12 protein-coding genes, 1 rRNA gene and 1 other RNA gene are annotated in these 12,050 nt (G+C 51.3%); 13 read left to right on the forward strand and 1 reads right to left on the reverse strand.

The window, feature by feature from the left end:
* The first annotated feature begins 1 nt into the window (after position 1).
* The 6 genes from ABID47_RS33490 to rpmE all read left to right on the forward strand — a co-directional run bounded on the left by ABID47_RS33490 (position 2) and on the right by rpmE (position 6,033).
* A complete protein-coding gene (locus tag ABID47_RS33490) occupies positions 2-385 on the forward strand; it encodes a response regulator (protein WP_076176959.1) in 384 nt (127 codons plus the stop codon).
* 182 nt (positions 386-567) lie between these two features.
* Entirely contained in the window at positions 568-1,422 is an 855-nt protein-coding gene (gene fba, locus ABID47_RS33495; RefSeq protein ID WP_076176960.1) for a class II fructose-1,6-bisphosphate aldolase, read from the forward strand.
* Positions 1,423-1,619: 197 nt separating this feature from the next.
* Positions 1,620-2,870, forward strand: a complete 1,251-nt coding sequence (locus ABID47_RS33500; protein WP_076176961.1) for a UDP-N-acetylglucosamine 1-carboxyvinyltransferase — start codon at positions 1,620-1,622, stop codon at positions 2,868-2,870.
* A 197-nt stretch (positions 2,871-3,067) separates the two neighbouring features.
* On the forward strand, positions 3,068-4,414 hold the full coding sequence (rho, locus tag ABID47_RS33505) for a transcription termination factor Rho (RefSeq protein WP_076176962.1): 1,347 nt from the start codon (positions 3,068-3,070) through the stop codon (positions 4,412-4,414).
* Between the two features lie 24 nt (positions 4,415-4,438).
* On the forward strand, positions 4,439-5,713 hold the full coding sequence (locus ABID47_RS33510; protein ID WP_145142738.1) for a radical SAM protein: 1,275 nt from the start codon (positions 4,439-4,441) through the stop codon (positions 5,711-5,713).
* A gap of 122 nt (positions 5,714-5,835) precedes the next feature.
* Entirely contained in the window at positions 5,836-6,033 is a 198-nt protein-coding gene (rpmE, locus tag ABID47_RS33515) for a 50S ribosomal protein L31 (RefSeq protein WP_076176964.1), read from the forward strand.
* Positions 6,034-6,198: 165 nt separating this feature from the next.
* On the opposite strand, the gene ABID47_RS33520 is transcribed toward rpmE, so the two are convergent.
* Positions 6,199-7,446 (reverse strand): stalk domain-containing protein, encoded by a 1,248-nt coding sequence (locus tag ABID47_RS33520; protein ID WP_354503456.1) that lies wholly within the window; start codon positions 7,444-7,446, stop codon positions 6,199-6,201.
* Positions 7,447-7,627: 181 nt separating this feature from the next.
* Between ABID47_RS33520 and ffs the strand changes: the two genes are divergently transcribed.
* The 7 genes from ffs to ABID47_RS33555 all read left to right on the forward strand — a co-directional run.
* An RNA gene (gene ffs / locus ABID47_RS33525) (signal recognition particle sRNA large type) lies at positions 7,628-7,895 on the forward strand.
* Positions 7,896-8,121: 226 nt separating this feature from the next.
* Positions 8,122-9,849 carry a DNA polymerase III subunit gamma/tau gene (gene dnaX, locus ABID47_RS33530; protein ID WP_354503459.1) on the forward strand — a complete coding sequence of 576 codons (1,728 nt, stop codon included), beginning with the start codon at positions 8,122-8,124 and terminating at the stop codon, positions 9,847-9,849.
* 44 nt (positions 9,850-9,893) lie between these two features.
* Positions 9,894-10,205 (forward strand): YbaB/EbfC family nucleoid-associated protein, encoded by a 312-nt coding sequence (locus ABID47_RS33535; RefSeq protein ID WP_076176967.1) that lies wholly within the window; start codon positions 9,894-9,896, stop codon positions 10,203-10,205.
* Positions 10,206-10,232: 27 nt separating this feature from the next.
* Positions 10,233-10,832, forward strand: coding sequence for a recombination mediator RecR (gene recR / locus ABID47_RS33540; RefSeq protein WP_076176968.1), 600 nt, complete (start codon positions 10,233-10,235; stop codon positions 10,830-10,832).
* A gap of 198 nt (positions 10,833-11,030) precedes the next feature.
* Complete coding sequence (locus tag ABID47_RS33545; protein WP_354503461.1) at positions 11,031-11,342, forward strand: hypothetical protein; 312 nt, start codon at positions 11,031-11,033, stop codon at positions 11,340-11,342.
* Between the two features lie 54 nt (positions 11,343-11,396).
* Positions 11,397-11,669 (forward strand): pro-sigmaK processing inhibitor BofA family protein, encoded by a 273-nt coding sequence (locus ABID47_RS33550; RefSeq protein ID WP_089549419.1) that lies wholly within the window; start codon positions 11,397-11,399, stop codon positions 11,667-11,669.
* Between the two features lie 290 nt (positions 11,670-11,959).
* Positions 11,960-12,050: ribosomal RNA gene (locus ABID47_RS33555) — 16S ribosomal RNA — on the forward strand; the annotation flags it as partial.

Consider the following 12,050-nt stretch of genomic DNA (forward strand, 5'->3'; position numbering starts at 1 on the left):
AGTGGATAACAAAAAGGTATTGATCGTCGATGACCAGAACGGTATTCGCATTTTACTCATGGAAGTGTTCAACAGTGAAGGTTATACGACGTTTCAGGCGGCCAACGGCAAGATTGCACTGGAAATTGTGGAGAAGGAATCGCCGGATCTGGTTCTGCTCGATATGAAGATTCCCGGAATGGACGGGCTTGAAATCCTGAAGCACATCAAGGAAATGAATCCATCCATCAAAGTGATCATGATGACGGCCTACGGAGAGCTTGATATGATCAAGGAAGCGACCGAGCTTGGAGCACTCATGCACTTTACGAAGCCGTTCGATATCGATGAGATGCGGGTGGCGGTAAACATGCAGCTCAAAGACAGCCCGGTTCAATTTGGCTAAAGCGTTGGAATTCTGCTGACCCGGCAGAATTCTTTTTTTTGCCCTGCCCTTCCTATATCTGCTTAATTTCAAATGCTTGTTTAGCATTTACAATATGATGTGGTATAATAGCGCTGAATGCAATGCGAATTTCGGCTTAAAACCCTTAGATCAGACAAACACTTTTTAGGAGGATTGGAACCATGCCATTAGTATCCATGACAGACATGTTAAACAAAGCACTTCAAGGGAAGTATGCGGTTGGTCAATTCAACATCAACAACCTTGAGTGGACGCAAGCGATTCTTGCTGCCGCCGAAGAAGAGAAATCCCCGGTAATCCTGGGCGTATCCGAAGGCGCGGCTCGTCATATGGGCGGATTCTATACCGTTGTAAAAATGGTCGAAGGCCTGCTTCATGATATGAAGATTACGGTTCCCGTAGCCATTCACCTGGACCACGGTTCAAGCTTCGACAAATGTAAGGAAGCGATCGACGCTGGATTTACGTCCGTTATGATCGATGACTCGCACAGCCCGATCGACACCAACATCGAAACGACGCGCAAAGTTGTTGAATACGCTCATTCCAAAGGGGTTTCCGTTGAAGCCGAAGTTGGAATGGTCGGCGGTCAGGAAGATGACGTAGTCGGATCTGTTATGTATGCCAAACTGGATGACTGCGTACGCATCGTCAAAGAAACCGGAATCGACACGCTGGCTCCGGCGCTTGGCTCTGTTCATGGACCTTACAAAGGCGAACCAAACCTCGGTTTTAAAGAAATGGAAGAGATTCGCGACGCCGTGAACCTTCCGCTCGTTCTTCATGGCGGGACAGGCATTCCGACGCATGATATCAAGAAAGCCATCTCTTTGGGCACATCCAAAATCAACGTCAACACAGAGAACCAAATCTCGTTCACCAAAGCGGTGCGTGAAGTTCTTGCTGCTAAACCGGACGTATACGATCCGCGTAAATACATCGTTCCAGGCCGCGATGCCATCAAGGCAACCGTTGTCGGCAAAATCCGCGAGTTTGGATCCAACAACCAGGCTTAATGTTACACAAGGTTTGAAGTAGGGCTCAGCCCTACGGTGTGGTTCATGATATAGAGGGCTGCCCCCGCTCCGGGGCGCCCAATTGAATAGCAAGGAATGGAAAGCACACCGCTTAGCCGGTGTTTTTCCATTTCATACACCTAAATGGACACAGAACTATTTTGCGGCTGCGAAGTATGTGGGGGGAACCTTAGCTTATGGAAAAATTGATGATCAGCGGTGGACGCCCACTGCAAGGCACCGTTTCAATCAGTGGGGCGAAGAACAGCGCCATCGCGTTGATTCCCGCGGCTATTTTGGCGGAGTCCGAAGTAATACTGGACAACCTGCCGCTGCTTAGTGATGTGGCGGTTTATGCAGAAATACTGGAAGAGCTTGGGGCAAAGGTGTCTTGGGATGGCAGCCAGATGAACATCGATCCTTCGCGGATCGTATCCATTCCGATGCCCAACGGGCCGGTGAAGAAGCTGAGAGCCTCCTATTATATGATGGGTGCGCTGCTTGGCCGGTTTAAGGAAGCTGTCGTCGGTCTGCCGGGAGGATGCAATTTCGAGCCCCGTCCGATCGATCAGCACATTAAAGGTTTTGAAGCGCTGGGCGCGACCGTGACGAACGAGCATGGCGCGATTCATCTCCATGCGAAGGAGCTGCGCGGGGCAAAAATTTACCTCGACGTATCCAGCGTAGGCGCGACGATTAACATTATGCTGGCGGCTGCCAGAGCCAAAGGCTCCACAATTATTGAAAATGCGGCGAAAGAGCCTGAAATTATAGATGTGGCCACGCTTCTGAACTCCATGGGAGCCATTATTAAAGGCGCCGGCACGGAAACGATTCGTATCGAAGGCGTATCCGAGCTGCACGGCTGCCGCCATTCCATCATCCCGGACCGGATCCAGGCGGGAACATATATGATTGCCGCCGCGGCAACGCGCGGTGACGTATTGATCGACAATATTATTCCTAAGCATTTGGAAGCTGTCACAGCCAAGCTGCTGGAGATGGGGGTCCAAATCGAGGAGCTTGACGAGAGCATTCGCGTGATGGGAAGTCCGTCATATGGCCATGTCGATGTGAAAGCACTGATATACCCAGGATTTGCTACAGATTTACAATCGCCAATGACCAGTCTGCTAACCCAGGCCGAAGGCGTAAGCGTGCTCAGCGATTTTGTCTACAGCAACCGGTTTAAGCATGTGCCGGAGCTGGTCCGCATGGGCGCTAAAATCCGCGTCGAGGGCCGTTCGGCCGTCATCGAGAAGAGCCGCCTTAATGCGGCCAAAGTCAAGGCTTCCGACCTCAGAGCGGGGGCTGCGCTGGTGATCGCCGGCCTTACGGTCGAGGAAGGCGTAACGGAAGTGACCGGCGTGGAGTATATCGACAGGGGTTACGATCACCTCGTCAGCAATCTGCGGATGCTTGGCGCCGATGTTTGGCGCGAGCAATAATCAGGGTGCCGTAATATTAGGAGAATGCGGGAAATAGATTGAATGAAGCTGATTTTTTCATCATGACCTGCATATCTCCTTCTAATTTGGGTAATCCTATCCTAATGAGGATTTTCATAGACTCATAGATTAGCGTCTTCATCCATTTGATGCTAAGCTCTTGTCAGGACTTATAAAATTGAATAGGTGGTTATTACATGGATTTACAAATTGCCGATTTGGAAGAAATGAAGCTGACCGAATTGTACAAACTGGCGAAGAAGTACCAGATCCCTTATTACGGTCAGTTGAAGAAGAAAGAACTGATTTTTGCTATTCTGAGAGCGCAGGCCGAACAGAGCGGACTTATGTTTATGGAAGGTGTGCTCGAGATTCTCCCGGAAGGTTACGGCTTCCTAAGGCCGATCAATTACCTCCCAAGCACCGAGGACATTTATATCTCCGCCTCCCAGATTCGTAAATTCGACCTTCGTACGGGAGACTTGGTATCAGGGAAGTGCCGCGCACCGAAGGAGAACGAGCGGTATTTCGGTTTGCTGCAAGTCAATGCGGTCAACGGGGAGAGCCCGGAGACGGCATCCGAACGGTTACACTTTCCGGCACTGACTCCTCTCTATCCGCAAAAGAAACTTGTGCTTGAAACATCCCCTAACCATTTGTCTACTCGAATTATGGATTTGCTCGCCCCGGTCGGTCTGGGACAGCGCGGTTTGATCGTTGCACCTCCAAAAGCAGGTAAAACGCTCCTCTTAAAAGAAATTGCCAACAGCATTTCCACCAACAATCCCGAGATTGAACTTTTTGTACTGCTGATTGACGAACGTCCTGAGGAAGTGACGGATATGCAGCGTTCCGTAAAAGGAGAGGTGGTTGCGTCAACGTTTGATGAGCTGCCGGAGAACCACATCAAGGTTGCAGAACTGGTGCTTGAACGCGCGCTGCGTCTGGTTGAGCATAAGAAGGACGTTGTCATTTTGATGGACAGCATCACCCGTCTGGCCCGTGCTTACAACCTGGTTATCCCGCCATCCGGACGTACGCTGAGCGGCGGTATCGATCCGGCAGCATTCCATCGTCCGAAGCGGTTCTTTGGTTCTGCCCGGAACGTGGAGGAAGGCGGCAGTCTGACCATTTTGGCCACGGCGCTGATTGATACCGGTTCGCGGATGGACGATATCATTTATGAAGAGTTTAAGGGGACCGGCAACATGGAGCTGCACCTGGACCGCAAGCTGGCCGAGCGCCGCATTTTCCCGGCCATCGATATCCGCCGTTCGGGAACGCGTCGTGAAGAAGTGCTGTTAACGAAGGATGAGCTCGATACCATTTGGGCGATCCGTAAAAATATGAACGAATCCGCCGACTTCGTGGAGGGATTCTTGAAGAAATTGCGTGACTGCAAAACCAATGCCGAATTTTTGGCTTCCTTTGACGTGCATGGAGCAGGAAACGGCCATAGCCGCAGTTCCTCATCGTCCTCGAACAGCCACAGCAGCAACCGGCGCACCTCACGCCCGTCGACGGCTTCCGTGCCGCTGACTTAAATTTAGCATAAAGAGGTGAACATCATGTATCTGGTATATGCCGATGAAAAAGGCAACGTATTTGATCATCCCACACTGTACGGTCTCGGCCGCAGCGCGGATATGATCGTGGAAATTATGGAAGATGAGCTGATTCCCCTGCCGGAAGGCGCGACGCTGGTCGGCCTCCCCAACACTCGTGCCATCGGTATGGATCCGGAAACGGGTGAGATGACGGCGCTCCCGGGAGATGCTCAGGCTGTGGGGGCACTGCTCCCGCAGGGTTACACCCGGTTATGCCTGCCCGGCTATGTGAAGACGGACAAGGAATACAAGCTGCCGCTCTTTGGTTACTCGGCTGTCGTGTGGAAGGATGGACAATTTTACACGACGGGCCGGCTGTCGGATGACCCGGAGAAGTGGAACCCGCTGAACTGCGATGTAGAGGAATTGGAACTTGGCGTGAAGCGCCTGACGGAGAAGTATCCGGAGAACCGGCTGTACCAGCATTTATCCAATTGTGCGCTCGGTTATGAATGTCTAACCGCATCCAACACCTTTTTGAATCGTTGGGAAGGGGCTGTTCCGGTATCTTACTCCTGTAATGCCGGCTGCTTCGGATGTATTTCAGAACAACCGGATGACAGCGGATTTGTGGCGCCCCAGACCCGGATGAATTTCAAACCGAGGGTGGACGAGCTCGTTCAAATTATGCTGGAGCATTTAAAAACGCCGGAGTCGATCATCAGCTTCGGACAAGGCTGCGAAGGCGAACCCTCCACACAGGCCAAAATCATCATTGAAGCGATGCGCGAGGTGCGTTCGATCACGGATATGGGATATATTAATATCAACACGAATGCCGGCCTGACGGATTTCATCCGCGGCATCGTCGATGCGGGTCTTGACCTGATGCGGGTAAGCACGATCAGCGCGCTGGACGACCATTACAACGCCTACTATAAGCCGCGTGGTTATACGCTTGCCAATGTGGAGAAATCGCTGAAGTATGCGTCGGACCAAGGCGTTTACACGTCCATCAACTATTTGATTTTCCCTGGCGTCACAGACCGTGAAGAGGAAATCGAGGCGATGGTGGAGTTTGCGCGCCGGACCAATCTGAAGCTGATTCAGCTGCGCAACCTGAACATTGATCCGGAGAGCTATTTGGAATTGATCCCGCCGGCCAAAGGCGAAATTCTGGGGATGAAGCAGGCGATTGAAATTTTCCAAGCGGAGCTTCCGGATGTGGTCATCGGTTCCTATACCCATGTTCCGCCTCCAAGCATGATCCGCCCGAAGAAGCCGATTCTGTCTTAATCCGGCAGCGCTTGGAATGGGAAGAAACCATTGATTTGTAGGCGCGTCCCTGCTATAATGAATTTATGTGTCAACATAACTCTGGGTCCGCCTGAGGCTCAGGGCAAAAAGAGGTGAAAGTCATGAAAACAGAAATTCAACCAAAATACCACGTTACTACGGTAACTTGCGCATGCGGCAACACGTTCGAAACGGGTTCGGTGAAAGAAGAGCTTCGCGTCGAAATCTGCTCCAACTGCCATCCGTTCTTCACTGGTAAACAGAAATTCCTGGATGCTGGCGGCCGTGTTGATAGATTTAAGAAGAAATACGGAATGTAATCGCTGCTTGGCAGCATAGGTCCGTTATATTTTTAACAAATGACAATCCCCGGTTCGATGAACCGGGGATTTTTTCTTTAATAAGATCAATATAATTACAGTAAACTCCGATCCTGTATTCCTTAGGAAACCTTCCTTTTACGCACCATGCATGTATTCCGCGTCTTAATTGTTCAAGTCGACCGATTGGCCGATTTTTGCCCATACGTTGGTTTTATTAAAGCCGAGGCGCCATAAGGCGATACCTTTCAGATTGTACCGTTTGGCCAGGCCAATTTTGGTGTTCACGGTGTTTTCGTTTTCGCTGGCAAGGTTAACGCCGAGAACCAGTTTGCTGGCAGGCACCTGTTTGAGCGCAAGCTGGATGGCCGCATCCACTTTGTCGTTAGGCTGCGGGCTTTTCTCATCGGTATAGGCATAAGCCATAACGATGAGCTCATCGGCCAGCGTGCCAAGCTTTTTATAATCGTATCCATGAAAAGAACCGTTCAGAGGCGGCAGGGCGATCGACAGCTTCAAGCCCTGGGCGTGAGTAGCTGCCGCTGCTTTTTGGATGAAAGCATTATAGGATGCCTGTACAGCCGCTGCGTCCCCCGTAAGCCCGAGTCCTTCCAAGTCCAGCAGAATGCCTTGGAATCCGTTAGTTTTGGCCGTATCTACCATCTGCTGAATCAGGCTTGCCTGAAGCTCAGGATCCTGGGTCGCCTTCGTCAGTTCCAGTTTGGTGTCGCCGGAAAATACCATCAAATAAGGGGTGGTGCCGGCTGCAGCAGCGGAGCTGACGAGGCTCTCCGGCGTCACATCGCCGGCCGCTTGCGGCCATTTAAAATCCTGGCCTGTCGTTGTGAACCGGCCCTGATCGTCGATGCGGCTCCAGCCAAAGGCGGCTGCGTCGAAGCTTGGAATCAGGCTCGACTCAGAAAATGACGAGATGGCGTAAAAGGCCAGCGTATACATTTTTTCTTGGGGGGACACGATAGTAACGGTATGCGTCGCCTGATCCCAGTTGACGCCGGCGCCGAACTGCTGGCTGAAGAAGCTGAGCGGAATTAGGACACTTCCTCCGGACATTTGGGGAGCTACGGTCAGCGCCGTTTTGGTCCCGTCTACGGTCGCGCTGCGGCTGCCGACGGTCAGAACGACCTTTTTCGTGGAATCCTTGTCTGTCTTTACTGCTGTGATCTGCTTGGCCGAGGCATTCCACTGCACGCTGATGCCCAGCGCTTCGGAGATGGCCCGGAAGGGCACAAGTGTCGTTCCTTGAACAACTTTAGGTGCAGCCGGGAAAGGCAGCGGATATCCGTCCAGCACGATGCTGACGGGTGCAGCGGCGCTAGCCGGCTTTTGGCCGATGCCGCTCCAGGCAGTGGCTGCAATGAGCAGGCACAATGCGGTTTTGGTTGCTTTATTCATACGCGATGTTCCTTTCCGTTTTAAATCGTATGTGTAGGATTGGTTGTGGTATAGGACCACTATATCAATAAACGTTTGCTAGATGAATATGGAACGAGAATAATAGATTTATTTTTGAGCGTTTATCCACTTTCTGCCGGGTGGTTGCTTTTTGTACAGGCATGCGATATACTTATTTTCACCGTGCTAGATGGGGAGGTAGCGGTGCCCTGTAACTCGCAATCCGCTGTAGCGAGGTTGAATTCCTGTTAGAGGTATTGTCGATGTGAGGTTTGGTCCCTGCGTGCAATGTTGACGGTTGGGTCCTCCGCAATGAGTACTTGTGAACCTGGTCAGGTCCGGAAGGAAGCAGCCATAAGCAAGCCCACTCTTGTGCCGGAGGATAGCCTAGCCCGAGTTGTTACGCAGGGGTGCCACTCGGATCGCAATCATCAATAACAGGTGCACGGCTTAAACTTGACAATTATTTCAGCATCTTTGCCATCAGGTGGTAAAGATGCTTTTTATTTATTCCGGATGTTCTCATGGCGGCCTTTCATTTTCACGGATGCAGGCGGCGGACACGTAAAAGCCTGCTGCAACATGCGTGTTGGACGTTTTGCATGACGCCGGATTATAGTATAATGATGAGGCAACGAACCCACGCTTAGTGGAAGTTGAAAGAGGGTAAGCGAAGTGGAACATATAGCGTTGTACCGTGCCTGGCGGCCTCAGTCGTTCCGGGACATGGTGGGACAACAGCATATCATTCAAACGCTGCAGAACGCGATCCGCGAACAGCGGGTTTCCCATGCCTACCTGTTCAGCGGCCCGCGCGGAACCGGTAAAACCAGCGCGGCCAAAATTTTGGCCAAAGCGGTGAACTGCGAGCGTGGACCTGCAGCGGAGCCGTGCAATGAATGCGAATCCTGCCGCAGAATTACTTCGGGTGCGGTGATGGACGTTCAGGAAATTGACGCTGCTTCTAACCGCGGCGTGGAAGAAATCCGCGATCTTCGCGAGAAAGTGAAGTACGCACCGACCGAAGTAAGGCAGAAGGTTTATATTATTGACGAAGTGCATATGCTGACGACAGAGGCGTTTAATGCGCTTCTGAAGACGCTGGAGGAACCCCCTCCGCACGTCATGTTTATTTTGGCGACGACCGAACCGCACAAGCTGCCGGCGACGATTATATCGCGCTGTCAGCGCTTTGATTTCCGCCGGGTATCCCTGGAGGAGCAGACGGATCGGTTAAGACAGATTTCACAGGAAGAAGGCATTGAAGCCGAGAATGAAGCGCTTCAATATATAGCGAGGCTATCCGACGGCGGGATGCGGGATGCGCTGAGCATCTTGGATCAGATTGCGTCGTTTACCGGCGGTCATGTATCTTATGAACAAGTGCTGAGTATGACCGGTGGGATTGCTTCGGAGCAATTCGGCAAACTTGCACAGGCCATTCTGGAAGGTGACGTGGGCCAGGTGCTCATGCTGGTGGAAGGTTTTATGCAGGAAGGCAAGAGCGCCGATAAATGCATGGAGAACCTGCTGTATTATTTCCGCGATTTATTGATGATCCAGATGATTCCGCAGGCAGACAAGCTCACGGACCGTGTCCTTCATCCGGAAGAATACAAGGAGATGGCTTCCGCCTTTTCCCGCAAGCAGCTGTTTCAAATGATCGATACGCTCAATCATTATCAGAGTGAAATGAAATATGCTTCCCAGCCTCAGACCTTGTTCGAGGTTGCACTGCTTAAGCTGTGCGGCATTCCCCGTGAAGCGGGAGACGGCGATCGCCCTCAGGAGGCGGCGGCCGATTCGGCTGTGATCAATCAGCTCAAGCAGCAGGTCGCCTCTCTGGAGAAGAAGCTCGAGCGCTTCATCAAGTCCGGTGCGGCTCCGGCCGCTGGTAATAGCGGACCATCCAGGCCTGCAGCTCCGCCGGCCCCGCGCATGTCGTCGGCCGCGAAGATTCCGGCGAATATGGATCAGTTTGTAGCAAGTAAGGGAAGTCCTGAATTCATGGAGATTCAGCGCCAGTGGGCTCATATTCTGCAAGGAGTCAAGGAGGAGAAGGTGACGGTCCATGCCTGGTTTATGGACGGCGAGCCGGTTTCCGCGACTGAGGACACCGTGCTGGTTGCCTTTAAAAATAATATCCACCGGGAAACGACCGAGAAGCCGGCCAATAAGCAGGTGATCGAGGGTGTGCTGCACTCCGTGCTCGGCAAACCGTATCATTTGGTTACCATGATGCAGCGGGATTGGAGCGCCTCGATGGAAGGGGCTGCGCAGCCCAAGGAAGAGCTGAAGCTCGAGCATGAGCATGAGCATGAATCGAAAGATCCGAATTCAAAACCATGGATTGATGAGGCGCTCCAGATGTTTGGAGAGGACCTCGTTGTCATAAAAGATTAACCGCACCTTGAAGTGCACTTAATTAATTTAAGGAGAGATGACCCATGAATAATATGAATCAAATGATGAAGCAAGTGAAAAAAATGCAGGAGCAAATGCTCAAGGCGCAGGAAGAGCTTGCTGACAAAAAGGTCGAAGGTACTTCCGGCGGCGGCGTGGTTACCGTGGAAATGAACGGCCACAAAAAACTGCTCTCCATTACGATTAAGCCGGAGGCTGTTGATCCGGACGACGTGGAAATGCTGCAGGATCTGGTGATGACTGCCGTGAACGATGCGCTGAGTAAAGCGGACGAAATTGCGAATGCCGACATGGGCAAATTTACAGGCGGAATGAAAATTCCTGGCTTGTTCTAAATTTAAAGCTGAAGGAGATCCTGCGCTTTGTATTATCCCGAACCGATCTCGAAGCTGATCGATGCGTTTACGCGACTGCCGGGCATCGGGCCGAAAACCGCGGCCCGGCTTGCTTTTCATGTGCTGAACATGAAAGAGGACGACGTCATTGACTTTGCCAAGGCCCTGGTCAGCGTTAAGCGGAATCTCACTTACTGTTCCGTATGCTGCAATATTACAGACACCGATCCGTGCCGGATTTGTCAGGATAAAACGCGCGATCCGTCTGTCATTTGCGTAGTGCAGGATCCCAAAGATCTTGTCGCCATGGAGCGGACCAAGGAATTCAATGGTTATTATCACGTTCTTCAGGGAGCCATCTCTCCGATGGAGGGAATCGGTCCCGATGACATTCGGCTGAAGGAACTGCTTACCCGGCTTAGCGATGAGCGGGTCAAGGAGCTTATTTTAGCGACGAATCCGAATATCGAAGGGGAAGCGACGGCGATGTATATCTCGCGGCTGGTACGCCCTTTTGAAATCGTCGTGACGCGTATCGCGCATGGTCTGCCGGTAGGCGGGGACCTGGAGTACGCGGATGAGGTAACCTTGTCGAAGGCATTGGAAGGACGGCGTCAATTGAACTGAAGTTATGCTTAGTGTTTAGCGTTTTGTTAAGTGATCATTTACATTTGAATCGTGCAATTATAGAAGGAGCCTCTTCGGAGGCTTCTTTTTTTGTTCTAAGTTTGTCCCTTTCCTGAATAAGTATGAGAATGGAGGCGGTGTGAGGCACCCGTACTTTAGCCGCCCGTAACTTTCGTGGACAAGGGAGGGGTCTGGGACATGACTTGGTTCAAGAGGAATAAATCAGGAATGTCTGCCCGGCAGTACAAAGAGGATCAGGAAGAGAAGTGGATCGTTTATAACGATGTCCAAAATGCTCATGCGGAATGGGAACGCGCCAGGCTGCGGTTTGAGGAGGCGCTCGGACAAGATCAGATCGATTATGCCATTTATATGCTGGAAGCAGCGGAGCGCAAGTATCAAATGCATTTGAAGCAAGCCAAAGACATTGGCCTCAACCGAGTGCAAATGATAACAAGGGAAGCATCGGCGGCGGCCAGAGGGACGGGCACCCGGACGATGTCCCATTAAATTAGTGGAGGTAATGTTGTATTTATAACGATTTGATTGGGAGGAGATCGATCCATGACCGTAAAAATGTTGATTTGGGGTGTGCTTGGCGTCTCGCTGTTTCTGCTTCTGTTCATCGTCTTTAAGAAAAAGCTGGGGTTTGGCTGGTTGACGATGTTCGGAGCGCATTTGGTGTTGGCGGCACTGGGACTTTACCTGGTAAATTTCTCAGGCTTGATGTCCGAAGTATACATTCCGCTTAATCCAGCAACCATAGGAACGGTAACGGTGTTGGGACTGCCTGGCGTTGCACTTCTTTATGGTTTAAAAATAACTTTAATGGGGTAGTTGACGGGTGGTTGCATTCTGTGGTACATTAATTCTCGCCCCTTTCGAAAAGGTACAAGCCTGCCGGACTGGCAGGAAGCGAAAGAAAAAAGAAATTAAAAAAAGTGCTTGACGAATTGCTGGGTAACATGATATATTATAAGAGTTGCTGCTGAGATAAAAGAGCGGCGCTGAAAGAGAAGTTTTGATCTTTGAAAACTGAACAACGAGTGAGTATAAACGCGATGGTCTTATGACCGGAGCGATTGAGATTAAATCAATCTCGTCAGATTCAAAATGAGCTACAAACTTTCTTGGAGAGTTTGATCCTGGCTCAGGACGAACGCTGGCGGCGTGCCTAATACATGCAAGTCGAGCGGACTTGATGGAGAGCTTGCTCTC

The sequence above is a fragment of the Paenibacillus favisporus genome (genome assembly GCF_040545415.1).
GTDB lineage: Bacteria > Bacillota > Bacilli > Paenibacillales > Paenibacillaceae > Paenibacillus_AQ > Paenibacillus_AQ favisporus.